This is a genomic window from Bittarella massiliensis (ex Durand et al. 2017), from assembly GCF_017566145.1.
GTDB classification, from domain to species: Bacteria; Bacillota; Clostridia; order Oscillospirales; family Ruminococcaceae; genus Bittarella; species Bittarella massiliensis_A.
In genome coordinates this window covers 1-24,123 of sequence record NZ_JABFCL010000016.1, presented here as the reverse complement: position 1 = coordinate 24,123, position 24,123 = coordinate 1, and the positions used below count along the sequence as shown (strand labels likewise).

Annotated in this window: 21 protein-coding genes and 4 tRNA genes; 18 read left to right on the top strand and 7 right to left on the bottom strand. The window is 63.4% G+C overall.

What is annotated here, in order from left to right; all coding sequences use genetic code 11:
- Positions 1-21: 21 nt before the first annotated feature.
- From ruvB to HJY11_RS12375, 14 genes are all read left to right on the top strand, one after another.
- A complete protein-coding gene (gene ruvB, locus HJY11_RS12440) occupies positions 22-1,065 on the top strand; it encodes a Holliday junction branch migration DNA helicase RuvB (protein ID WP_208076294.1) in 1,044 nt (347 codons plus the stop codon).
- 114 nt (positions 1,066-1,179) lie between these two features.
- On the top strand, positions 1,180-2,526 hold the full coding sequence (gene glmM / locus HJY11_RS12435) for a phosphoglucosamine mutase (RefSeq protein WP_208076272.1): 1,347 nt from the start codon (positions 1,180-1,182) through the stop codon (positions 2,524-2,526).
- A gap of 3 nt (positions 2,527-2,529) precedes the next feature.
- A complete protein-coding gene (locus tag HJY11_RS12430; protein WP_208076271.1) occupies positions 2,530-3,411 on the top strand; it encodes a class I SAM-dependent methyltransferase in 882 nt (293 codons plus the stop codon).
- A 329-nt stretch (positions 3,412-3,740) separates the two neighbouring features.
- Positions 3,741-4,595 carry an energy-coupling factor transporter ATPase gene (locus tag HJY11_RS12425; RefSeq protein WP_208076270.1) on the top strand — a complete coding sequence of 285 codons (855 nt, stop codon included), beginning with the start codon at positions 3,741-3,743 and terminating at the stop codon, positions 4,593-4,595.
- Positions 4,592-5,464, top strand: a complete 873-nt coding sequence (locus HJY11_RS12420) for an energy-coupling factor transporter ATPase (protein WP_208076269.1) — start codon at positions 4,592-4,594, stop codon at positions 5,462-5,464. Before HJY11_RS12425 ends, HJY11_RS12420 begins: the two co-directional genes overlap by 4 nt.
- Positions 5,461-6,258 (top strand): energy-coupling factor transporter transmembrane component T family protein, encoded by a 798-nt coding sequence (locus tag HJY11_RS12415; RefSeq protein ID WP_208076268.1) that lies wholly within the window; start codon positions 5,461-5,463, stop codon positions 6,256-6,258. The genes HJY11_RS12420 and HJY11_RS12415 overlap by 4 nt, the downstream gene beginning before the upstream one ends.
- 20 nt (positions 6,259-6,278) lie before the next feature.
- On the top strand, positions 6,279-7,058 hold the full coding sequence (truA, locus tag HJY11_RS12410) for a tRNA pseudouridine(38-40) synthase TruA (RefSeq protein ID WP_208076267.1): 780 nt from the start codon (positions 6,279-6,281) through the stop codon (positions 7,056-7,058).
- 18 nt (positions 7,059-7,076) lie between these two features.
- Positions 7,077-8,231, top strand: coding sequence for a DUF5711 family protein (locus HJY11_RS12405; protein ID WP_208076266.1), 1,155 nt, complete (start codon positions 7,077-7,079; stop codon positions 8,229-8,231).
- A gap of 50 nt (positions 8,232-8,281) precedes the next feature.
- The gene (locus HJY11_RS12400; protein ID WP_208076265.1) at positions 8,282-8,974 is read left to right on the top strand and encodes a CvpA family protein; all 693 of its coding nucleotides are present in this window, start codon (positions 8,282-8,284) and stop codon (positions 8,972-8,974) included.
- A 191-nt stretch (positions 8,975-9,165) separates the two neighbouring features.
- Positions 9,166-11,451, top strand: a complete 2,286-nt coding sequence (locus HJY11_RS12395) for an ATP-dependent Clp protease ATP-binding subunit (RefSeq protein ID WP_208076264.1) — start codon at positions 9,166-9,168, stop codon at positions 11,449-11,451.
- 562 nt (positions 11,452-12,013) lie between these two features.
- Positions 12,014-12,087, top strand: a tRNA-Gly gene (locus tag HJY11_RS12390).
- 45 nt (positions 12,088-12,132) lie between these two features.
- A tRNA-Arg gene (locus tag HJY11_RS12385) sits at positions 12,133-12,209 on the top strand.
- A 5-nt stretch (positions 12,210-12,214) separates the two neighbouring features.
- Positions 12,215-12,292, top strand: a tRNA-His gene (locus HJY11_RS12380).
- Between the two features lie 49 nt (positions 12,293-12,341).
- A tRNA-Gln gene (locus tag HJY11_RS12375) sits at positions 12,342-12,417 on the top strand.
- A gap of 537 nt (positions 12,418-12,954) precedes the next feature.
- Here the strand turns inward: HJY11_RS12375 and HJY11_RS12370 are convergent.
- Positions 12,955-13,833 carry a LysR family transcriptional regulator gene (locus HJY11_RS12370; RefSeq protein WP_243764505.1) on the bottom strand — a complete coding sequence of 293 codons (879 nt, stop codon included), beginning with the start codon at positions 13,831-13,833 and terminating at the stop codon, positions 12,955-12,957.
- Between the two features lie 144 nt (positions 13,834-13,977).
- Here HJY11_RS12370 and HJY11_RS12365 point away from each other — a divergent pair, with 144 nt between their 5' ends.
- A complete protein-coding gene (locus HJY11_RS12365) occupies positions 13,978-14,202 on the top strand; it encodes a hypothetical protein (RefSeq protein WP_208076263.1) in 225 nt (74 codons plus the stop codon).
- A 181-nt stretch (positions 14,203-14,383) separates the two neighbouring features.
- The gene (locus tag HJY11_RS12360) at positions 14,384-14,866 is read left to right on the top strand and encodes a flavodoxin (RefSeq protein WP_208076292.1); all 483 of its coding nucleotides are present in this window, start codon (positions 14,384-14,386) and stop codon (positions 14,864-14,866) included.
- A gap of 242 nt (positions 14,867-15,108) precedes the next feature.
- Here HJY11_RS12360 and HJY11_RS12355 read toward each other — a convergent pair whose 3' ends face one another.
- Together HJY11_RS12355 and HJY11_RS12350 are read right to left on the bottom strand one after the other, a co-directional pair.
- Positions 15,109-15,333 carry a hypothetical protein gene (locus tag HJY11_RS12355; protein ID WP_208076300.1) on the bottom strand — a complete coding sequence of 75 codons (225 nt, stop codon included), beginning with the start codon at positions 15,331-15,333 and terminating at the stop codon, positions 15,109-15,111.
- Positions 15,334-15,421: 88 nt separating this feature from the next.
- Complete coding sequence (locus tag HJY11_RS12350) at positions 15,422-16,084, bottom strand: hypothetical protein (protein ID WP_208076262.1); 663 nt, start codon at positions 16,082-16,084, stop codon at positions 15,422-15,424.
- A 1,190-nt stretch (positions 16,085-17,274) separates the two neighbouring features.
- Here HJY11_RS12350 and HJY11_RS12345 point away from each other — a divergent pair.
- Together HJY11_RS12345 and HJY11_RS12340 are read left to right on the top strand one after the other, a co-directional pair.
- Positions 17,275-17,463, top strand: a complete 189-nt coding sequence (locus HJY11_RS12345) for a hypothetical protein (RefSeq protein WP_208076261.1) — start codon at positions 17,275-17,277, stop codon at positions 17,461-17,463.
- The gene (locus HJY11_RS12340; RefSeq protein ID WP_208076260.1) at positions 17,460-17,879 is read left to right on the top strand and encodes a hypothetical protein; all 420 of its coding nucleotides are present in this window, start codon (positions 17,460-17,462) and stop codon (positions 17,877-17,879) included. Before HJY11_RS12345 ends, HJY11_RS12340 begins: the two co-directional genes overlap by 4 nt.
- 674 nt (positions 17,880-18,553) lie before the next feature.
- Here HJY11_RS12340 and HJY11_RS12335 read toward each other — a convergent pair.
- The 4 genes from HJY11_RS12335 to HJY11_RS12320 all read right to left on the bottom strand — a co-directional run bounded on the left by HJY11_RS12335 (position 18,554) and on the right by HJY11_RS12320 (position 23,815).
- The gene (locus HJY11_RS12335; RefSeq protein WP_208076259.1) at positions 18,554-19,687 is read right to left on the bottom strand and encodes a M20 family metallopeptidase; all 1,134 of its coding nucleotides are present in this window, start codon (positions 19,685-19,687) and stop codon (positions 18,554-18,556) included.
- A 666-nt stretch (positions 19,688-20,353) separates the two neighbouring features.
- On the bottom strand, positions 20,354-21,697 hold the full coding sequence (locus HJY11_RS12330; protein ID WP_208076258.1) for an amidohydrolase family protein: 1,344 nt from the start codon (positions 21,695-21,697) through the stop codon (positions 20,354-20,356).
- Between the two features lie 337 nt (positions 21,698-22,034).
- On the bottom strand, positions 22,035-23,414 hold the full coding sequence (locus HJY11_RS12325) for a hypothetical protein (protein ID WP_208076257.1): 1,380 nt from the start codon (positions 23,412-23,414) through the stop codon (positions 22,035-22,037).
- The gene (locus HJY11_RS12320; RefSeq protein WP_208076256.1) at positions 23,402-23,815 is read right to left on the bottom strand and encodes a GntR family transcriptional regulator; all 414 of its coding nucleotides are present in this window, start codon (positions 23,813-23,815) and stop codon (positions 23,402-23,404) included. Before HJY11_RS12320 ends, HJY11_RS12325 begins: the two co-directional genes overlap by 13 nt.
- Positions 23,816-24,123: the final 308 nt, after the last annotated feature.

Below are 24,123 nucleotides of genomic sequence, written 5' to 3'. Positions count from 1 at the left end.
GCGCCTGTGGAAGGGTATGAGATGGACTTTGAAAACCGGCTGGTGACCCCCGAATACACCCCCGACGAGGCCCAGTTGGAGCAAAACCTCCGCCCCCGCACCCTGGAGGAGTACGTGGGCCAGACCAAGGCCAAGGAAAACCTTTCGGTCTTTATCGAGGCGGCCAAGAAGCGGGGCGAACCGCTGGACCACCTCCTCCTCTACGGCCCCCCCGGCCTGGGCAAGACCACCCTGGCCTGCATTGTCGCAAATGAGATGAACGTGGGCATCCGCATCACCTCTGGCCCGGCCATCGAGAAGCCGGGGGACCTGGCCGCCCTGCTGACCAACCTGGCCGCCGGGGACATCCTCTTTATCGACGAGATCCACCGCCTCAACCGCAGCGTCGAGGAGGTGCTCTACCCGGCGATGGAGGACTACGCCCTGGACATCATCGTGGGCAAGGGGCCCAGCGCCCGCTCCATCCGCATCGACCTGCCCCCCTTCACCCTCATCGGGGCCACCACCCGCGCCGGGCAGCTGACCGCCCCCCTGCGGGACCGCTTCGGGGTGGTGCTGCGGCTGGAGATGTACACCCACCCCGAGCTGCAGAAGATCGTCTCCCGCTCGGCCGCCATTCTGGAGATCCCCTGCGAGGAGGGGGGCGCCCGGGAACTGGCTGTCCGCTCCCGGGGGACCCCCCGCATCGCCAACCGGCTGCTCAAGCGGGTGCGGGACTTCGCCCAGGTCATGGGCGACGGGGTCATCACCGACCAGATCGCCGACGAGGCCCTTTCCCGGCTGGAGATCGACCCCCTGGGACTGGACCAGAACGACCGGCGGATGTTGGAGATCATGATCCACAACTACGGCGGGGGGCCGGTGGGGCTGGATACCCTGGCCGCCGCCATGGGGGAGGAGTCGGTGACCATCGAGGACGTCATCGAGCCCTTTCTCATCCAGCTGGGCTTTTTGGGCCGCACCCCCCGGGGGCGGGTGGCCACCGCCAAGGCCTACGCCCACCTGGGGCTCCCCGACCCCCGGCAGGCCCCGCCGGCCGACGACGGCCAGCAACGGCTGCTCTAAAACGGGGCAAAATCGGCAAAAAATCACGGCTGCCGGGGCAAAAGGCGTCCGCTTTTTGCAATTTGTTCATATCCTGGTGGTATCTTATAGAGAATTCATTTTGGAGGAATCGAAATGGGCAAGTACTTTGGGACCGACGGTGTGCGCGGCGTCGCCAACACCAGCGAACTGACCTGCGAGATGGCGCTGGCCATCGGCCGCGCCGCGGCCACCGTGCTCACCGAGCACAGCCACAAAAAGGCGCGGATCATCATCGGCAAGGACACCCGCATGTCCTCGGACATGCTGGAGTCGGCCCTGGCGGCCGGCCTCTGTTCGGTGGGGGCCGACGTGGAGCTGCTGGGGGTGGTCCCCACCCCCGCCGTCGCCTATCTGGTGGGGGCCTACGGCGCCGACGCCGGGGTGATGATCTCCGCCTCCCACAACCCGGTGGAGTTCAACGGCATCAAGATTTTTAACGGCCAGGGCTTCAAGCTGCCCGACGCCATCGAGGCCGAGATCGAAGAGCACATCGACCACCCGGAGAAGCTGACCCTCAAGACCGGCACCGAGATCGGCAAGGTCCACGTCAGCACCACCGCGGTGGAGGACTATGTGGCCCACATCCTCTCCACCGTGGAGGAGCGGGCGGCTGCCGGGCTCAAGGTGGCCATCGACTGCGCCAACGGCTCGGCCAGCGCCACCGCCCGCAAGCTCTTCACCGCCCTGGGGGCCTCCTGCACCATCATCAACGACCGGCCCGACGGCACCAACATCAACCTGCACTGCGGCTCCACCCACATGGAAGAGCTGCAGCGGTGTGTGGTGGAAAACGGCTGCGACATCGGGGTGGCTTTTGACGGTGACGCCGACCGCTGCCTGGCGGTGGACGAGACCGGTGCGCTCATCGACGGCGACAAGATGATCGCCATCTTCGCCAAAGCCCTCAAAAAGGGCGGCCGGCTCAAGCGGGACACAGCGGTGATCACCGTCATGACCAACATGGGATTTTTCGAGTTTGCAAAAAACAACGGCATCGAGACCGCCGTCACCACCGTGGGCGACCGCTATGTTTTGGAGGAGATGCTCAAAGAGGGCTACAACATCGGCGGCGAGCAGTCGGGCCACATCATCTTTTTGGACCATGTGACCACCGGTGACGGCCAGCTCTCGGCCTCGCAACTGCTGCAGACGCTGGCCCAGAGCGGCCGCCGCGCCAGCGAGCTGGCCTCGGTGATGGCAGTCTACCCCCAGGTGCTCATCAACCTGGAGGTGCCCAGCGACAAAAAGGACATCGCCGCGAGCCCGGCGGTGGCCGCCGCCATCGCCGCGGGGGAGAGCGAGCTGGGGGAGAGCGGCCGCATCCTGGTGCGCGCCTCCGGCACCGAACCGCTGGTGCGGGTGATGCTGGAAGGCAAGGACAGCGACCAGATTCAGCGCATCGGCAATGCCATCGCCGACGCCATCCGGGGGCAGCTGTAAGCCGTGCGCCCGGCTGCCAACTGGCGGGACTACCAGGTGCTGGACTGCTCCGGCGGGGAGAAGCTGGAGCGGTGGGGGGACAAACTCCTCATCCGCCCCGACCCGCAGATCATCTGGAACACCCCCAAAGACCCCGCCCTCTGGGACAGGGCCGACGCCCGCTACCTCCGCTCCAAGACCGGCGGCGGCCGCTGGGAGTACCGCAAAAAACTCCCCGAGAGCTGGCGGATTTGCTACCGGGAGCTGACCTTTAAAATCTCTCCCACCGGCTTTAAGCACACCGGCCTCTTCCCCGAGCAGGCCGCCAACTGGGACCTCTTCGACGGCTTGATCCGCGCCGCCGGCCGGCCGATAAAGGTGCTCAACTTGTTTGCCTACACCGGCGGGGCCACCCTGGCCTGCGCGGCGGCCGGGGCCAGCGTCTGCCATGTGGACGCCTCCAAGGGGATGGTGGCCTGGTCGCGGGAGAACGCGGCCCTCTCCGGCCTGGGGGAGCGCCCCATCCGCTGGATCGTGGACGACTGCGAGAAGTTTGTCGCCCGCGAGATCCGCCGGGGCAACCGCTACGACGCGATCATCATGGATCCGCCCTCCTACGGCCGGGGGCCGGGGGGCGAGGTGTGGAAGCTGGAGGACCAGATTTACGACTTGGTCTGCCTCTGCCAACAGGTCCTCTCCGACACCCCCCTCTTCTTCGCCCTCAACAGCTATACCACCGGCCTCTCCCCCTCGGTGATGGCCCACCTGCTGGGGGCCGTCCTCATCCCCCGCCGGGGCGGCCGGGTGGAGGCGGACGAGATCGGCCTGCCGGTGCAGTCCACCGGCCTGGCCCTCCCCTGTGGGAACACGGCGCTCTGGCTTCGCTCAAACGCTAAAAGCGTTTGAGCTTTGACACCCCCCTTCGCCAAACACCGTTTGGCGATTTTGCCACAGGCAAAACCGGGCCGTGTCCCGCCGCTTGGGGCTCCCCGGTGAGACAGTGCCGTCAGGGGCGGGCGGCTTCCCGCCGCCCGATGGCGTTTGCGCTTTGACACCGGCTTCCCGCCGCGGCCCTGTCGCGGAGGACGGTTTTTTTGATTCGGCGGGGCGGTTTCCTCCCGCCGGCAGTGTTGGCCCGGGACTGGTTCCCGGCAGCCCTCGATTCGGCCCAGCGCCCCGCTGCACAGCGGGGGCCTTCATCCACAGACAACCAGTTAGGAGATACATTGGAAAAAATGGCAGAGAATTTACTCGAGTGCAGAGACCTGGTCTTTCGGTACAGCAGGGAGGGGCGACAGGGCGAAACCGTCCTCAAAGACCTCACCCTCTCGGTGCCGGGCGGCCAGTTCTTGGCTGTTTTGGGGCACAACGGCTGCGGCAAATCCACCCTGGCCAAGCACCTCAACGGCATCCTCCTCCCCACCGAGGGGACCGTTTTGGTCGAGGGGATCGACACCCGCGACGACGAGCGGATCTTCGACATCCGCCAGAAGGTGGGGATGGTCTTTCAAAACCCCGACAACCAGATCGTCGCCACCATCGTCGAGGAGGACGTGGCCTTCGCCCCTGAAAACCTGGGCGTTGCGCCGGAGAAGATTCGCCAGCGGGTGAATTGGGCGCTGGAGCAGACCGGGATGGCGAGCCGGCGGGAGAGCGCCACCTACCAGCTCTCTGGCGGGCAGAAACAGCGGGTGGCCATCGCCGGGGTGCTGGCCATGGGGCCGGACTGCATCGTCCTCGACGAGCCCACCGCCATGCTCGACCCCCACGGCCGCCGCCGCATCCTCGCCACCCTGCGCGAACTCAACCGGGCGGGGATGACAGTGGCCCTCATCACCCACTACATGGACGAGGCCGCCCAGGCCGACCGGGTGGTGGTGATGAACGACGGCGAAATCCTCATGGACGACAGCCCGGCGGCGGTCTTTGCCCGGGTGGAGGAGCTGCAGGCCATCGGCCTGGACGTGCCCCAGACCGCCGAACTGCTCTACCAGCTGCGCCGGGAGGGGATCGACTGTCCCGAGGACGCCCTCTCGGTGACAGACTGTGTCGAGGCCCTCTGCGGCCTGTTGGGGGAGGTGGAGAGATGAGCGCGCCGGTGATTGAGACCCGGGGCCTGGGGTATGTCTACAACCCCGGCCTGCCGACGGAAAAGGTGGCCCTTCAGGACGTCAACTTGCAGATCGAGCGGGGGGAGTTCGTGGGGGTCATCGGCCAGACCGGCTCGGGCAAATCCACCCTTATCCAGCAGCTCAACGGGCTGCTGCGCCCCACCTCGGGCCAGGTCCTCATCGACGGGGAGGACATCTGGCAGGACAAGGAGCAGCTCCGCAAGTTCCGCTTTAAAGTGGGGCTCTGCTTTCAGTACCCCGAGTACCAGCTCTTCGAGGAGAGCGTCTACAAGGACATCTCCTTTGGCCCCAAGAACATGGGCCTTTCCCAGGGGGAGGTGGACGCCCGGGTGCGGGACGCGGCCCGCTTTGTGGGGTTGGGGGAGGAGATGCTGGACAAGTCCCCCTTTGAGCTCTCCGGCGGGCAGAAGCGCCGGGTGGCCATTGCCGGGGTGCTGGCCATGGACCCCGAGGTCTTGATCCTCGACGAGCCCACTGCCGGTCTGGACCCCCGGGGCCGGGATATGATCCTGGGCCAGATCAAGGCATACCACGCCGAAAAGGGGAACACGGTGCTGCTGGTCTCCCACTCGATGGAGGACGTGGCCAAGTTCGCCACCAAGGTGCTGGTGCTAAACGACACCGGGGTCCTCCTCTACGGCACGGTGGACGAGGTCTTCTCCCGGGCCGAGGAGATCCGCGCCATCGGCCTGGGCATCCCCCAGATCACCCAGGTGTTCAGGGCCCTGCGGCAGCGGGGCTACCCGGTGAGCGACACCGTCTACACCGTGGCCCAGGCCAAGGAAGAAATTTTGCGCCTGCTGGCAGAGAGGGGGGCGGCGAGATGATCAAGGACATCACCATCGGCCAGTACTTCACCGGCCACTCCCCCCTGCACCGGATGGACCCGCGGGTCAAGCTGCTGCTGACCATCGCCTATGTGGTGGCCCTCTTTCTGACAAACAGCTTTTGGGGCTACCTGCTGGCGGGGGCCTTCCTGCTCTTCTGTTACGCCCTGGCCAAAATCAAGATCAAGGTCATCCTCCGCAGCCTCAAGCCGGTGATCCCCCTGGTGATCTTCACCGGCGTCCTCAACATGTTCTTTGTCACCGGCGAGCCCATCTGGGAATTTTGGGTCTTTCACATCACTTGGGAGGGGCTGCGCTTTGCCGCCGTCATGTCGGTGCGCATCGTCTGCCTCATCGCCGGCACCTCGCTGTTGACCTACACCACCTCTCCCATCGCCCTCACCGATGGGCTGGAGCGGCTGCTTGCCCCCTTGAGCAAGCTCCATTTCCCCGCCCATGAGCTGGCGATGATGATGACCATCACCCTGCGCTTCATCCCCACCCTGGTGGAGGAGACCGACAAGATCATGGCCGCCCAGAAATCCCGCGGGGCCGACATCGACTCCGGCGGGCTGATGAAGCGGGTCAAGTCCCTCATCCCCATCCTCATCCCCCTCTTTGTCTCCTCCTTCCGCCGGGCGGACGAACTGGCCCTGGCCATGGAGTGCCGCTGTTACCAGGGGGGGGAGGGCCGCACCCGGATGAAGCAGCTGCGGCTGCGGCTGGTGGACGGCGGCGCCGTCCTCTGCATGGCCGCGGTGGTGGCCGGCTGCATTCTGCTCAACTACCTCTAAACCACCCATGGGAGGGGCCTATGCGAAACATCCTCATCGCCCTGTGCTATCGGGGTACCGCCTACCACGGCTTTCAGGTGCAAAAAAACGCCCCCAGCGTCTGTGCGGCCATCCAGGACGCGCTGGAGCGGGTGCTGGGCCACCGGCCCGACGTGAAGGGCTGCTCCCGCACCGACGCGGGGGTGCACGCCAACATGTTCTGCCTCTCCTTTGGCACCGAGCGGCCGATCCCCTGCGAAAAGATCCCCCTGGCACTGAACTTTCATCTCCCCCCAGACATCGCCGTCTACCACGCCAGGGAGGTGCCGGCGGGCTTTCATCCCCGCTATGACTGCCTGGGCAAGGCGTACAGCTACCGCCTGCTGGAGAGCCACTGCCGCCCCCCCTTTGGGGCCGACCTCTGCTGGCAACAGGCCGGGCGGCTGGACGAGGGACGGCTCAACGCCATCTGCCGCCAGTTTGAGGGCCGCCGCGACTTTCGGGCCGTCTGCTCACCCAAGACCGAGCAGGAGGACACCGTCCGCTGTCTGGAGGAGTTCTCGGTGCGCCGGGAGGGGCCGCGGCTGCTCTTCACCGCCCGGGCCGACGGCTTTCTCTACAACATGGTGCGCATTCTGGTGGGCACCGCGGTGGAGATGGAGCGGGGTCTCCTCCCCGCCGACGTCAACGCCCTCCTGGCCGGCAGGGACCGGCTGAAGGCCGGCCAGACCGCCCCGGCCCGGGGCCTCTACCTGGACCGGGTCTTTTACGACCTCCCCGGCTGGGAAGCGGTGCGCTCCCTGGCCCCCACACTCTGGTGAGAAAGAAGGTGACTCCCCGTGCGGGAACTCTCTGACATCGAAATCGCCCGCCGCAAGAAAAAGCGGAAGAAGACCGTCAAAAAATTGATTCTGCTGGCCCTGTTGGCGGTGGTGCTGGTGGTGGGGTACAGCTACCGCCACCTCCTCACGGCGGAAAACCTGGGCGCCCTTTGGGGCAACATGACCTCCAACTGGCAAAAGGGGGAGGGCTATCCCCTGGATCTGGGCAGCGGGGTCCCCCGGGATATGCAGTGTTCCACCATGGGGGCGCTGGAAGTCCTGACCGACAGCGAGATCATCACCTACAACAAGAGCGCCAAACAGGTGAAGAACATCCCCCACAGTATGGACGAGCCCCAGATGAAGGTGCGGGGGGGGAACACGGTGGTCTTTGACCGGGGCAACCGGGAGTTCGCCCTCTACTCCAAGACCACCCAGGTCTACAAGAAAGCCGCCGAGACGACCATCGTCGACGCCGACGTGGACGCCAGCGGCAATGTGGCGGTGGCCACCGGCTCTGATCGGTACCTGGGTCAGGTCTCGGTCTACGACCGCAACCAGCAGCTGCTCTTCAGCTGGTCCTCCTCCAAGGAGTACATCCTCTCGGTCTCCATGGGCAGCGGGGGGAATCTGGCGGTGGCCTGTGTGGGCGCGGTGGACGGGCGGATCACCACCGTGGTCTATGCCCTGAACATCCACCGGGAGGAGGAGCTCTCCCGCACCGCCTTTCCCGGATCCCTCGCCCTGCAGATGCAGTGGGAGGGCAGCTATATCCAACTGGTCTGTGACGACCAGGTCTTTGCCCTGAAAAAAGACGGCTCCCTGGCGGGGAGCACCGCCTTCGAGGGCAGTGTTCTCGCCATTGGCAACATCGGCAGCGGCGACTACGCCGTGGCCCTGGGGGACAACACCCAGAGCCACCTGAACAAGGTGCTGCTGGTGGGGCAGAAGGGGCAGGTCAAGGCCACGGTGGAGGTGGGCCACGAGATCGTGGGGGTCTACGCCGCCGGGGGGAAGATCGCGGTCCTCGGCCACAGCGAGCTCACCGTCTACAAAAAGGACGGCTCTGTCCTCTCCACCACCGACATCGGCAAGCCCTGTCTGGACCTGAGCGGGACCGGCAAGACCCTCTTTGTGCAGACCAACGACAGCCTGGAAAAATTGACCCTGTAGCCCCTTTGAGGCTGTCCGCACCCAAATAGACAGAGAAAGGGGGCCCGCCGGTGATCTGGCTTGTATACGATTTGACCGCCCTGCTGGTCGTCATCATTGCCGCCTGCGCGGCCGCCAAGCGGGGTTTTATGCGCACCCTGGTGAGTTTTGTGGGGGGGCTGGCGGCCCTGGCCGGGGCCTATTTTGCCAGCGAGCCGGCGGCCCGCTGGGTCTTTGCCCGCTTTGTCCGCCAACCGGTCTACGACAGCGTGCTGCAAAACCTGCAGGGCTTTACCGGCGCCGACGCGGGGGCCGCCCTCCAGCAGGGGATGGGGAAATGGGCCGGCTGGCTGGCCCACCTCAGCGGCGAGGAGGGACAGATCGCCGCCCACCAGCTGGAGCAGTCCCTCTCCAAAGGGGCCGAGGGGATGGCCGCCGCCGTCACCGACTACGCCTGCAGGCCGGTGGTGGTGATGGCCCTGCACATGGCCTTTTTTCTGGTCTTGCTCGTCCTCTTTGGCATTGCCGTGGGACTCATCGCCCGGGCCTTCGACATCTTCAACCACCTCCCCCTCATCAGCGGGGCCAACCACTTTCTGGGGGCGCTGCTGGGGGTGTTGCAGGGCTGCCTCATCCTCTTTCTGTCGGCGGCGGTGCTGGGGCTGCTCATCTCTCTCACCGGCGGCTGGCCGGGCGTCAACGGTGAGGTCATCTCCCAGTCATATCTTTTTAACATTTTCTACAAAATGGGTCCATTTATTTAGGGCGGATATTTGGTATACTGTCCATCGGGCACCAGTGAACAATCAATTTGTCGGCGGGAGGGCGTGTGCTCTCCCGTTTTCTTGATGATTCCAGTACCCTTTTTTACCAGATTGGTGTATAATAGTCTCGTTATTTCGCGCCCCCGGGCGAGCTTGCCCGGCGGGGACCTTTGAGTTTAGGAGTTATTGTTATGCTTTGTTCGCGCTGTAAAAAACGTATGGCCGTGGTCTTTATGACCCGGATGGAGGGGGACAAGACCATCAACGAGGGCCTCTGCCTCACCTGCGCCAAGGAACTGGGGGTCAAACCGGTCAACGACCTGCTGGATAAAATGGGCATTGGGGACGACGACATCGAAGCCATGAGCGAGCAGCTCATGGAGCTGGCCGGCCAGAGCCCCGAGGGGGAGGAGTCCGACTTTGAGGCCGGCGGTTCCGCCACCTTCCCCTTCCTCAACATGTTCCAAAACGGCGGGGTGCCGGAGACCAGTGCCGAGCCCCCCAAGGAGGGCCAGAAACAGCCCCCGAAGAAGAAAAAGGGAGAGGCGCGCCCCAAGCGCAAGTACCTGGACACCTACTGTGAAAACCTCACCCAAAAGGCCCTGGACGGGAAGCTGGACAACATTGTCGGCCGGGACAGCGAGGTCTACCGGGTGACCCAGATTCTTTCCCGGCGCACCAAGAACAACCCCTGCCTCATCGGCGAGCCCGGCGTCGGCAAGACCGCCATCGCCGAGGGGATTGCCCAGCGCATCGCCTCGGGAGACGTCCCCGCCCGGCTGGCCGACAAGGAGATCTACCTGATGGACCTGACCTCCCTGGTGGCGGGCACCCAGTTCCGGGGCCAGTTCGAGAGCCGGATGAAGGGCCTCATCAGCGAGGTCAAGGGCCTGGGCAACATCATCCTCTTCATCGACGAGATCCACAACCTGGTGGGTACCGGCGACTCCGAGGGGTCGATGAACGCCGCCAACATCCTCAAACCCGCCCTCTCCCGAGGGGAGATTCAGGTCATCGGCGCCACCACCTACGACGAGTACCGCAAGTACATCGAGAAGGACGCCGCCCTGGAGCGCCGCTTCCAGCCCGTCAAGGTGGAGGAGCCCTCCATCGAGGACGCCACCGAGGTGCTGCGGGGCATCAAGCAGTACTATGAGCGCTACCACAAGGTCAAACTCAGCGACAACATCGTCGCCGCCGCCGTGGAGATGTCCGAGCGCTACATAACCGACCGCTTCCTCCCCGACAAGGCCATCGACCTGATCGACGAGGCCTGCGCCTGTGCCTCCCTGGCTAGCAAAGAGCTGGCCGAGTACGAGAAGCTGGGCAAGGAGTACGACGCCCTGCAGCAGGAGCAGCGGGACATTGAGAGCGCCCAGGAGAAGGGGGAGGAGATCGACTACGAGCGGCTGGCCGAGGTCAAGAGCCGGGTGCTGCAGCTCAAAGACCGGCTGCTGGAACTGGAGCCCGCGGCCTGCTCGGTCCAGGTGACCGAGGACGACCTGGCCACCGTCATCCAGCTCTGGACCGGCATCCCCGCCTCCAAAATCAAGGAGACCGAACTGCAGAAGGTGGCCGGGTTGAAAGAGGCCATCCACCAGAAGATCGTCGGCCAGGACGAGGCGGTGGACCAACTCTGCAAGGCCATCAAGCGCCACCGGGTGCAGCTGACCGACAAGCACCGCCCCGCCTCCTTCATCTTTGTGGGGCCCACCGGGGTGGGGAAGACCGAACTGGTAAAGGTCATGTCCTCCATCCTCTTTGACTCGGTGGACCCCCTCATCCGGCTGGATATGTCCGAGTACATGGAAAAGCACTCGGTCTCCAAGATCATCGGCTCCCCTCCGGGGTATGTGGGCTATGACGAGGCCGGGCAGCTCACCGAGAAGGTGCGGCGCAAACCCTATTCGGTCATCCTCCTGGACGAGATCGAGAAGGCCCATCCCGACGTCCTCAACATCCTCCTGCAAATCCTCGACGAGGGCCGCATCACCGACGCCCACGGCCGCCGGGTCAACTTTGAAAAGACCATCATCGTCATGACCTCCAACGCCGGCAGCGAGCGCAACCAGAACGCCATGGGCTTTGCCAAGACCAAGGCCGAGGTCTCCCGCGAGAACGCCAAGAAATCCCTCTCTGAATTCCTGCGCCCCGAGTTTTTGGGCCGGGTGGACGAGATCATTGTCTTTGACCCCCTGAACGTGGAGCAGTACGCCAAGATCGCCGGAATGCAGATGAAGGAGCTGGCCGAGTCCATCGCCAAGCGGGGGATTGCCCTGCGCTACGGCGACGACGCCCTGCGCTTCATCGCCCAGAAGGCCTTTGACGAGAAGGCCGGCGCCCGCAGCATTGCCAAGTGCATCCGCCGCGAGGTGGAGGACCCGGTGAGCGAACTCATTGTGCAGCAGTTTGCCGCCCCGCCCACCGACATCGCCGTCACCGTGGGCGAGGAGGGCCTCATCGTCGCCGCCATGTGATTTAGTCCCCAACCAAAAAGAGCGCCTCTGCGGAGTTTTGGCCCCGCAGGGGCGCTCTTTGCGGTGGCGGGGGAAAGGGGGCAAACGGCCTGACTGTGTGGAAAAGCGGCTTTGCGCAGGGCAAGGTAGGGCAAGGTAAGGCAAGGGGGAATTTTAAACACAAAGGGGCTTTTGGGGAAGTGCTGCTCGAGGAGAGGGCGCCGTGTACTTTCCCTGCGCCCCTGCGGCGAAAAAGCCGCGGCAGTCCCGGCAGCGCAGAGAGAGGGCGCTCGGAGGGGCCGGCGGGGACATGGGGGCGTCTCGGGCGGGCTTTTCCCATTCTCCGCCGTTGGCCTCCTTCCAAGCGGGTTCCCCGCCCTTTTGGGGAGGGGATTGGGCATCTCCCACCCTTGCCCCCCTTTAGGCATTTTCGGCCTTTTTGGGGCTGCATGTCGAGGGATATGCGGGCCGGCGCACTTCCCGGGCCCACCTCTCTACTCGGTACACAAAGGTTGCGATTTTGTAGCGCAATTGGCTTGACAAGAAGGGAAGTGGTGTGGTAAAATAACTATCGCTGCCACATGCGGGTGTAGTTCAATGGTAGAATTCCAGCCTTCCAAGCTGGCTACGTGGGTTCGATTCCCATCACCCGCTCCAGCGCTCCTGCCGGTTTGCCACACAGGCGGCAGTCGCCACAACTATGCGCCTATAGCTCAGCAGGATAGAGCAACTGCCTTCTAAGCAGTGGGTCAGGAGTTCGAGTCTCTTTAGGCGCGCCATTATGGTGGGTATGGTTCAGCTTGGTTAGAACGCCAGATTGTGGCTCTGGAGATCGTGGGTTCGAATCCCACTATCCACCCCATATGTGTGTTTAAAGCTGTGAACGACCTTCACAGCTTTAAACATTTTATTGGACCGTCGCCAAGGGGTAAGGCAACGGACTTTGACTCCGTCATTCCGCAGGTTCGAATCCTGCCGGTCCAACCAGCGGCAAGTTGCCGCACCCAAGTCACACACCTCATTTTGTGGGGTGTGTTTTCTTTTATGCCTGTGCCGAAACAGGTGTCTTTTTTGTCAGCGCTTCTCAGCGGCGATCTGCCGCTTCCGAGATGCGCACCTCACTTTCGTGGGGTGCGTTTTCTTTTGCCCATGCGACTGTGACGGGGTATCCAGTTTGTCAACATTTCACAGTTGAGGGCCTCGGCGCGCCAGTCGCGTTTGGGGCTTTTTTTGTTGGAAGTTAGCACCCTCGCCCAAAGGACTGCCTCTGTGTGGCGCAAACCCAGCGGCAGTCTGCCGCCCCCAAACCGCACCCGGCCTTTCTGGGAGGCGGTTTGCTTTTCGCCTGCGCCGCATAGCATAAGGCAGATGTGAAACGGGGAGCCGCACACCAGTTGGCGTGCGGCCCCCTATTTTGCCCGCCCGGCGACATGCGCTCGAGGCGGCCCGCGGGTAAAAGGCAGGGGGGACATCGGTCCAACAGCCCTCCCCCAAAAACAGGCCGTGTCTCCCCACAAAGATCCCCTACCCCACCGCCTCCCGGACCTGCTCCAGAAAGGCCTTGACGGCGGGGGAGAAGGTCTGGTATTTTTTGGTGGCAATGTACAGCCCCACCGACAGCTCCGGCTCGATGGGGCGAAAGGTCAGGTCGCGCCCCTGGGTGTTCACCAGCCCCTCTAAACAGAGGGCGTAGCCGATCCCCCGCTCCACCAAAAAGGTGGCGTTGTAGACCAGGTTGTAGGTGGCGACGACCTGAAGGGCACCGCTGTCCACCCCAAACCAGTCCAGCTCCTGGCGGCCGGAAAAGGTCTGTTTGGACAGGATCAGCAGCAGGGAGCCAAGCTGCTCTACCCCGATGGCGTCCTGCCCGGCCAGGGGGCGATCCCGGGGCATCAACAGGCCGAAGGTGTCCTTTTGGTGGATGTTCAGGTAGTCAAAGCGCTCCTGGCGGATGGGTCCCAGGAGCAGCCCCATGTCCACCAGCCCCCTGTCCAGCCGTTCCAAAACTGATTCCGCGTCGCCGCTGAAGGTGTGCAGCCGCACCTCCGGGTGCTGTCGGTGAAAGGCCTGGTAGACCGCGGCGATTCGATCCATCGCCGCGGTCTCGCCGCAGCCGATGGTGATGTCCCCGCTCAAAATCTCCCCCTCGGTGTGAAAGGCCGACTCGGTACTGCCGATCAGCTCCAAAATCTCCTGCGCCTTGTGGCGGAGAAAGTTGCCCTCCTCCGTCAGGGTCAGCCGCCGCTTTCCCCGAATAAAGAGCTGTTTGCCCAGCTGCCGCTCCAGATCCATCATCTGTTTGGAGAGGGTGGACTGGGTGAGGTGCAGGGTCTCGGCCGCCCGGGTGATGGTTTGCTCCCTGGCGACGGCCAGAAAGTAGTGCAGCAACCTGGTCTCGATCATCTCTCTTTTCCCCCCTGTGCAGGTCGTTTCGCCTTTAGGGTACTCTGCACTACCATTCCTGTCAACGATGGTAAACGATGCACAACAACTGTTTGCTATTTTTCACTTGGCTGTGTATCCTGTTGGCAGAGGGAAGGAGAAGAGATGGAGAGAGAAACACCCTCTGCCGCCGACACCGAGCGCTGCCTTTTGGACTGCGGCTTTCCGGGGGAGGCGCGGCGGCAGTATCTGCGCTGCGCCACCGACCGGCTGCCGCTGCTCCACCGGCAGAGAAAGGCCCTGATGGACGATCTGCACGCGGTGCAGCGAAAGGTGGACGCGGTGGACTATTTGATCCGCGCGGTGGAGCGGGCGTCCGGCCAGCGGTGAGAGCGCCCGGCCAGACGGGAGAAGGGAGCGAGAGATTGTGAAGCGCGTGCGTCTGTTGGCAGCCGTCCTGGCGCTCTGCTGCCTGGCAGGTTGCGGCGCGCCGGCGGACGGGGGCCAGACCGCCCCCTCGCCCAGCCAGTCGGCCCCCACCGAGGGGAGCGAGGGGGGGGAGAGCGGGGAAGTGCCGCCCCGGGTACTGGTGGCCTATTTTTCGGCCACAGGGAACACCGAGACCCTGGCCCGCTATGCGGCGCAGACCCTGGGAGCCGACCTCTATAAAATCGAGCCGGAGATCCCCTACACAGCCGGGGACCTGAATTGCAGCGACGACGGCAGCCGCGCCACCGTCGAGATGGGGGACGCCGCCGCCCGCCCGGCCATCGCCGCCCAGTTGAAGGGGATGGAGGGGTACGACGTGATCTACCTGGGCTTCCCCATCTGGTGGTACCTGGCGCCGACCATCATCAACACCTTTTTGGAGAGTTACGACTTCAGCGGCAAGGTGATCGTCCCCTTCGCCACCTCCGGCGGCAGCGGCATGGGCCGCACCAACCAGGGATTGCAGGCCTCCTGCAGCGGGGCCGACCTGCGGGCGGGCAGGTGCTTTCGCGCCGGCGCGTCGAGGGCGGAACCAAAGGCCTGGGCCGACGGGCTGGGACTGTAAAGGACTTCCCCTTTTCACCGGCCAGCCGCAGCCGTCCCCCCAGTGGGAACGCCGTCCGACATTGGCGGGCATTTGAAGTGATAGATAGCCGAGAAGGGAGGGTGCGCCTGCACCCTCCCTTCTTCTGTCATTCGGCAATGGACGGCAGAAAGCGCCCATCCAATTATACAAATAGTTTTATACTTACAGGATACAACAAAAATCCCTGCAAAATGCCCCTGTATCTCGCTGAAAAGAGGTCATCATGGGGGAAAGGGTCCCTTTTTAGAAGGAGGAGTTTTCACGACCTGTGCCGTCGTCTTTGCCGGCCAAACCGGCAATACCCGCCGGGTGGCCAGGGTGAGCTGTGATCGGTATCGCTCGGGGTGCTCCTTTGCCGTCAGCGTCTTTACCGTCTCCCGCAGCTTGTGCAGGGTCGATTCGATCTGCCGCTTGGCTTCCGTCAATTCTTCTCTTGAAAAATCCATTTTGCAATCCCTTTCAATATTTTTGAGAGGCTGACAAGTGAATATCAAATCGCTTATTAGATGGTTTTAAAAACGAAAACAATTAAGTCTACTGAAAAATGCGTTTGTGAATTGTAGAAAGTGCTTCTATCCCATTTGAAATGCCTCCACCAATACGGTTAGTTACATAGATTTTGGGGAAATCTTCAATTAACTTTTTTTCAACTCCATCGGATAAAGACTTTTTCCAAACATATATTCTTGTTGTGTCCAGTGCTCGAAAAAAATCAATAGAGAAGCAAGATGTCGTTGACTCATACATTGGAAATAACGTGCGATCAAATGGTTTTGAAGAAGACCAATGCTGCTGAATTCTTCTCTTTATATTAGCGGCTTTCCCGATATATACTTGCTTATATTCGTCCAGAATCATTAAATAATACCCACTTACCTTGTTATAGTCAAACAAATTGCTGATTTTGCAAAATCCATTATGTTTTTTTAAGAATTCGTAAATTGTATTGTTAAATTCTTCTCTGTCTAAAAGACTAAAATATTTCATGTTGAGGTCAAAGTTCTGGAGACAAAGTTTTCTATATTCTTCACACCATTCTTTTCTATATCTGGTGCCTGTCTTGTCTGTATATGCATCTTTTTTTACCAGATAATCAAACATAGGCAATGAAGGTTTGGTGCTTATTAATGCAAATTCTTCCCGCTTTAATTTAAAGGAATATTTTCTTTTAATTAATTTTACTCCAAAATGCTCCATACAATTTGTTCCTCCATTTGTATTAGAAACAGTTGTTTTATCTAGCTTACCGATATTAAAAAATATGTCAAAATCTTGCCATTAACTTTTGCAAAGTGAAAAAGTGCAAGACTATAAATACATCCTTTTTATATCTCTAGAAAGGATACTTTCTGATGTAGCAGCGTTTATCTTACAATTTTTGCCCATGTGTCCGCACAGAGTACGACGGGGTATAGAGAATTTAGTCGTAGGGCAGATTAACCATATTCCATTTTTTGCAAAAGGATAGAGAAGCTTGAAGATAATTTACAGTATGGATTGGCGCACTTCTATTTACTACCGTTCAATAATGAGATCGATGTAGCGATAAAAATAGGTGTATACTGTTTTTCCGCGGACAGAGAAAACCTCTGCCGTCTGCAAGTCGGATTCTCAATGGATAAATTATCTATCGAGAGAAAAGGTTTGCTGTAAATTAATGTGATGTCTTCCTACGTGGAAAGCTCGACGGTCAGCCAGGGTAAATAGGACTGGCGTGATGAAAGGAGCTGGGCTGATTCGGTCGGAGCCACCGGGCCAGGTGATTGTATTTCAATCCACATCCCCCGCACGGGAGCGAGACCGACGAGACCTGCGAACAGATTTTTATAGTTGGCTTTCAATCTGTTCCCCTCGCATAGAAAATGGCGTAGTTTCTATATGATGATTTTACGGTGGCCCGTCTCCAAAGTCAACGGCAGGACGGAGAAAAGCGGGTACTGATCTTGCAGACCGCCTAAAAGAAGTGGCCGGGCGGCGGCTGAGAGCACTTTCGGCTAAAGGAAGGAGAGCGCACAGGGTATGGGGATTTTAATCGTCTTGTTTTTTTGCGGAGATGGTCGTACTCTAATTGCGCGGGAGGACGCGCGACAAAAGGATTTTACGGCAGGGGTTTGAGCAACTCATCTTTTTACTATCGTGCAATAGTGAAATCAACACGGCAATAGAAAACAGGTGTATACTGCTTTTCTGCGGGCAGCTAGGAGGGCTTTTGCCGCCTGCAAGCCAGATTTTCAATAAGCTAAATGATCCGTTGGGGGAGGGGGCCGCAAATTGGCGCGGAGCTTCCCCATCCATTTGCACCCACCAAAATGGGTGCAAAAATAAGGTGTTTATTGGGGGTGCGGCAGACACTACAATGGGGGTAAGAAAGATGGGCGGTGATTGCGGTGTTTGAAGTGAGAAAAGAGGAGTATGTCAGCAAGACCTTCCGGCTGAAAAAAGAGCTGGTGGACGAACTGGCAAAATGCGCTTCAGAAAACGGCATCTCGGTCAACGAACTGGTCTCCCAGTGCTGTCGCTACTCCCTCGACAACATGGTGGTCAAGCAGCCCGCAGGGGCGGGTGGCGCTCTGTGAGGACCGGGCGGACAAAAGAGGAGCGGGTGTTGCGCCGGCTCTACTGGGGGTTTCAAAAAACCGTCCTGCGGATGGACAGGGAGATGGCCTACGTCCTTGACCAGTGGGTCAAGGTGCGCAAAGAGCCGCAGGGGGTGCGGGAGGCCTGGTTTTACGGCCGTCTCCCCGCCCCGGCGCTGGTCTGTCTGGCCCTCGCGCCGGTGTTGGCGGCGGTGGGTGTGGGGGCGGGGCGCGCCGCCATCTGGGGGGCGGCGGCCCTGCCGGTGGTCCTCTCCCTGATCGTGGAGGGCTGGCAGCGCTGGCGGCTGCGGCGGGCCCCCCTGATGGACACCCATGTGCGCTGCCAGTGCATCCTCCGCACCGCGCGGGAGCTGGACGGTGCACTCCACAACGCCATCGACAAGGGGGAGGGGTGACCCGTACCCCTTTGTATAAAAAGAGCGCCGTCCCGGTCGGCTGATCGGGGTGGCGCTCTCCTGCTTTTGGGAGGGGCGGCCCGGCAACCCGCCCCCCGCCAAAACTGCTGCCAAAGGGAGGGCGCGGCGCGGGCGGGGAAGGGGTTCTCTCGCCGCCGTCTGGGCCGGCCGTCGCGCCCCAGACAGTTCGGCCTTTGCCAGGGGCGGGGGGGAGGAACGGCCCGCCCGCTGGAAAGCGGGAGCTGGCGGCGCGGCGCAAAACAGGCGTTTGGACGGCCCCTGGCCCGGGCGGGGCAGAGGCAGGGAAAGGGTGGGCAAAGGCGGGGGGGAAAAAAAGTTGGGGGGAGGGCCCCTTCGGCGCAACTGCCGGAAAGGGCCCTCCCTCTTAGATGGCGGTTATCTGCGGTCGGTGCGGTGCTTTTCCAGCGCCCGGGCGATGTCGCCGTGGATGAGGATGCGCAAGCGGCCGACAATGGCCTGGGCTCGCCCTTCATCCCGCGGCGAATCCAGTCCAGCAGGACGCCCGCAAAGGCGTACTTGTAAAAGCCGGCGATGTCGGTGACGGTGATTTTGTCCAGCGGCTTTTGGAACAGCAGCTTTTTCAGCGAGGCGCCAGCGCCAACTTGGTGGTCTGTGACATGGGCGGTTTCCTCTCCCTCTTCGGTTGGCGGGGGTCAGAGGGACGCGATCAGGGCCCGGTAGCAGTCGGCCGCGGCGGCCACCTCTTCCAGGGAAACCCGCTCGTCCCGCTTGTGGCAGAGGGCGTCGTCCCCGGGGCCGAGAATCACAAAGGGCAGCCCCGTCTGGGGGATGAACTGGGACGCGTCGGTGTAGAAGTAGAGCCCCTTTTCCCCGCCGGGCAGGCCGCAGGCGGCCAGGGCCTCCCCCACCGCCAGGGCGAAGGGGCTGTCGAGGTCGGCCGCCACCGAGGGGCGGTCGTTTTGCACCCGCAGGGAGAGTTTTAGCCCCGGCCGCTGGCCCTCCAGCGCTCGGGCCACCCGGTCGGCCCGGGCGAGGACGTCGCCGCTCCCCAGGCTCGGCAGGGTGCGGATGTCCAGGGTGCCCGTGGCGGCGTCGGGGATGACGTTGGTCTTGACCCCGCCGGCAAGGGTGGTGAGACTGACGGTGGTGCGCCCCAGAAGGGGGTGGGTCTCGCCGCTGTCCAGGGCGGCGCGCAGCCCGTCGGCAAAGGCGGTCACCCCGTCGATGGCGTTGACCCCCAGCCCTGGCCGGGAGCCGTGGGAGGAGAGGCCGAGGGCCTCCACCTCCAGCCAGAGGCAGCCCTTTTCGCAGCTTCCCGGGCACAGGCCGGTGGGCTCGCAGATGACGGCGGCCACCGCGCCGTCAAAGGCCCCCTCGTCCCGCAACAGGCAGACCCCCATGCCGCTGGTCTCCTCGTCGGCGGTGAAGCACAGGCGCAGGTCCAGCGGGGGAAGGACCCCCTCCCGCAAGAAGGCGAGGGCGGCGGCGACCATGGCGGCGGCCCCGCCCTTCATGTCCACCGCGCCCCGGCCGTGGAGATAGGCGCCGTCAAACGCGCCCCCAAAGGGGTCATACTGCCAGAGGGGGGCGTCGGGCACCGGCACGGTGTCCAGGTGCCCCACCAGGCAGAGGGCGCGGCCGCGATCCCTGCCCGGCAGGGTGATGACCATCGAGTCCCGCCCCGGGCCGTGGGGATAGCGGCGCACCTCCACCGGCAGGCCGGCGAAACACGCCTCGATGCGGTCGCAGACGGCGGCTTCGTTCTGCCCGTCCGAGCGAATTTGGACGAGCTCGCTCAAAAGGGTTTTCAGTTCCTGCATGTCCATGGGCAAAGGCTCCTCTCGGTTGGCGCGCGCCCCCGGCAGAGGGAGGCGGTGCGGTTGTGTTGGGTTTGGGGAGATGCGTTTGGGCGCGGGTGGCGCGGGCGCATCTGGCAGGGTGATCCCGCCGCCCTGCGGGGGAGCAGCGCTCCCGCCCGGCCGTGTTTTGGCCTGGGCTCGGGGGGTGAGAAGCGGGGGCGGCTTTTGCCCCCCCCGCCGCAGCTTGTCGGGGAATTGTCACATCTGGGGGAGGAGGACAGGCGGTGGGAAAAGGAAGCGGATTCTCCGCTGTTTCAAGTTGTGCGTCTGTGCGGGGGTCGGCAGGAGGGCGACGGTGGGCCAGGGGCGGTGTAGTGGGAATTGGGTTTGTCCACCTGTGCAGCGCCCCAAAAGCCGCCGCCCCCTTCGCCGGCCCCGGCACACAGGGCGACCGCGTTTTCACCCCCGCGCCGGTGCCAAGCCCGGCGGGGATTTCTCCCGTCCGCCATTCCCACCCCATCCCGCACAGGAGGCAGGGAACACCGGCCGCCGGCAAGGCGTCCACCCATTGATTCCAGCCCCGGCCCGCGCGGAAAATCTCCCCGTGTGATTCTAAGCGATTTGGCCCGTCGGACGGAAAAGGGGCTTTCCCGCCGGGCCTGGCGGCAAGGCGGGCCGTCGGGCGCGGCTTCTCTACTCCGCCCTGTCCCAGAGGGGCAGGTTCCCCACCCCAAAGGGGTGCGCCTCCCCCAGATGGGAGAGAAACCGCCCGGCCCCGGCCCCGCGGCGGACACACCGTCCCTCAAAGGCGGCCATCTCCCCGTTGACGATGGTGCAGACCGCCCGCTTGGCCCCCTGGTCGCAGAGCACCACATTCGCCCGCGCCCCGACCCCCAGCTGCCCCAGCTTCTCGGCGAAGAAGGGGACACCGGTGATTTCGGTCAGGTAGGCGGCGGGGTTTTGCGTCATGGTGGCCACCGCCCGCGAGAGGGGGAGCACCCCCTTTTCCGCCAACTCCAGGATGGCGGGCAGGTTGTCCCGGGTGTCGCCAAAGCCCTTCATGGTGCAGTCGCCCTGCCCGTCCGAACAGAGGATGGAGACGGTGCCGTCGGCCAGGGCCTCAAAGCAGAGCGCCTGCGCCTGGGGGTCGATGCGCAGCCCCTCCCGGTTGCCCCGGCCGGGCCGCAGCATGGAGGAGACCAGCTCCCCGGTGACATTGGGCTGGCGGCAGAGGGCCAGCACCCGGCGCATCCCCTCCGCCCCGCTGGCATGGGTGCCGCACCCGGCGGCCGAGGCGTGCCCCAGGTAGAGGGGCCGCCCCCCGGCCAGGGCCGCCATCCGCTCGGCGTGGGCGGGGTCCTGGGTGTGGCTCATCAGCAGCAGCCGGGCGCGGGAGGTGACGGCGAAGAGCCGCTCGATCTGCGCGTCCGAGAGGATCAGGTGGCCTATGTGGTCCTTCACCCCCATCACCAGCGCCCCGGTGGCGGCAGTCAGAGGGGCGCGGGAGAGCTTTTGCAGGGCGGTGTCCCAGGGCAGGTCGCCGGCAAAGTAGGCCGCCAGTTCGCCGTCCTCCAGCTGGCAGGCAAGGAGGCTGGCCGCCCCCAGGTAGCAGCCCCCGCTGAGGGGGAGCCCCCGGTCGAACTCCCCCCCAAAGAGGGCGGGGGCCATAAAGGTGTTGCCCGCCCCGGGGGTGAAGGCGACGGTCACCCCGTGGCAGACAGCATTTTGAATGGGGGCAGTGCTCACCTCGAAGAGGTCGCCCATGTGCAGGTGCATGTCAATGAGGCCGGGCAGCACCAACAGCCCCCGGCAATCCATCACCCGGTCGCCGGGCCGGGGGTCGATGTGGGGGGCCGCCCCGGCGACACAGTCCCCCTCCAGGGCCAGGTCAAAGGGGCCCTCCCGTCCGTTTTTGGGGTCCACCAGGTAGCCGCCCTTCAGGAGCAGCCGCCCCTGGGCCGCCGGAGCGGGATGGACCCGCCCGCCCGCAGCGGTGGCCACCCCCTGGGGCCGGGGGACAGATGGGTAGAGAGACATGGAAAACCCTCCTTCTAAAAAGTGCGTTTGGGCAGATCGGTCCTCCCTCTGCCTGCCCAGCGCCACGCCAACCGCGGCTCCGCCGTCCCCCGGGCAGCAGCCAGGGCGGACAAGCGCACAGCGGTCTGTCTTTTCTTTTTATTCTACCATATTGAGGGGGAAGAGTTCAAACAGGGGCAGGGGGGGCAGCCCCTGTTGCAAATGGCTGGCAACGTCTTCCCGTGGGGGAAAAGGGGCTGGGAAATCGTGGAGAGATGGGAAAGCGAGCGGGTGCGTTTTGACGAGGTCGCCGTGCTGCAATAGAGAAGAGGCCGTCCGCTCGGGCGGCCTCTGTCTGTTATCCGTCTGTCAGCGCCTCCAGCGCTCGGTAGTAGCTCATCGTCTCCTCCTGGGTCCTGCCGTTTAAAAAGACGGCCTTCCCGTCCACCACCATCTGAATAAAGGGCGGATTTTTCTTGTAGATGTAGAACTTGCACGGGCCGTACACGGTGGAGGAGTAGTTGCCCATATCGTACTCGCTGGTGCTGCCGCCGCCGGCCCGCACGGCGCTGCCCTCGATTTCCTCCACCAGGGCGACCGATTCCAGTTCGGCGGCGTCGAAGCGGTAGCCGAAGGCCGGGGCGGCGATGCGCACCTGCGCGCCGTCGATTTGCAGCCGCAGGGGGGTGAAGTCCAGCCGCGCCAGCAGCCCCAGGACCGGGAGGAGGACGAGGGCCAAAACAAGGTAGGGGGCCCGCGCCTTCCACCGCCCCCTGGGGTGGGCGCGGTTGTAGGGGGAGAGAAAGGGGTCGCGCTCCTCCGCCCGGTCCCTCGGGTCGCGGGGGTTGCAGTAATAGCCGGCGGCCCAGTACTCGTCGTCATCGGCGAGGAAGGGTGTTTTGACCTCTGTCGTCGCGGCCTGCTGCACCTGCTCCAGCCGGGCCTGAAAAAAGAGAGCGCCTCCCGCCCCCGCCAGGGCAAAGAGGTGGAAGAAGGCCCCCAGGGGAAAGCTGGGGGGCTGCGGGGTGAAGAGGGCGAAAAAGAGGAGGAGGAAAAACACCCCTTCCCCCAGGGCGGTGATTGCCCAAAAGGCCGACCAGAGCCGGTAGACCCGGCGGTTGCAGCGCAGGTTTACCTCGCTGTCGGCGCAGTAGGTGCGCACCCGCCCCGCCCCCCTGCCCGCGCGCCAGAGGCAGAAGAGACAGGTCGCCAGGTGGAGCGCCGCCAGCAAAGTCGCGGCGGGGCGCATCGCGGGGCGCGCCAGGGGGAGGAGGAGAAGGAGACCGGCGCAGAGCCCCAGTGCCGGCAGGAACCAGAGGGGGGAGAGGGGCAGTTCCCGGCGGGCGGCGACGGTCCGCAGGTCCACCGGCAGGGTGAGGGGCGCCCCCAAACACCAGCCCCGCCGCCGCTTCAGCGCCAGCAGGGACTGAAAGGCCCCCACCCGCAGCCGGGAGGCGAGAAAGAGACAGCAGCCGTAGACCAAAGCCATCTGCAACAGCAGCAGGGAGGGCCAGCGTTCCAGCAAGAAGAAGGGGGCCGCCGCCAGCGCCGTGAGGAGGAAGAGGAGGTCGGTCTGTCGGCGGTAGCGGCAAAGGATGGCCTGTACCTCCCCGTCGTCCCAGCGGGCGGGGGAGAGGGTCGCCCCCAACAGCCGCCCCTCCTTGGAGACCCGGCGGGCGTTTGCATAGGTGGTGGCGATGAGGATGAGATAGGTGAGACCGAAGATCAAAACGAGCATCCCGACCCCTCCCCCACCGGTTTGGCCCCCCTGCCAAATCGCCGGTACTGCTTGCGGCAGAGGGCCAGAAAGGTCTCCTCGTCGATCCCCCGCAGCCCCGACTCGGCTGTCAGCAGGGAGAGATCGCGCTCCAGCTTGGCGGTGAAGTCGGCAGCGGGAGGGAAGCGGTCGGCCACGGCGGTCCCCGCCCGCCGGTCCTGCACCAGATATCCCTCCTGCTTGAGGAGGGCGTAGGCCTTGTTGACGGTCATGGCGTTGACCCCCAGATGGGCGGCCAGCTCCCGCACGGTGGACAGCCGCTCCCCCGGCTGTGCCAGCCCCTCGCCGATTTGCAGGACGATCTGGTTTTGCAGCTGCAGGTAGAGGGGGACGTCGCACTGCAAGTTGAGTTGGATGATCAAAGAAAGGCCCTCCCTTTTTGCACTGTCGCGGTTTTACAGGTTGTTTGTATTATGTATCGCAATACAAAATTGTCAAGGGGATTGCCCGAATGGAGTGGCGAACGGCCTGCGTAAAATGGGAGCCCGGGTGCCGCCGGACCGGGGAGCGGCGGGCGCCAGGCCCCGCAAGGGGGCGGAGAATGCGGTGATAAAAATGGCCGGGCAGATGCGCAAACGCCCTTTGCTCCCCGCCTGATGGCCAATACCACTGCGCGCTTCGCACTTGTGGTGGCATAGCCGCAAAACGGCTGTGCCACCGGGATGGCCAG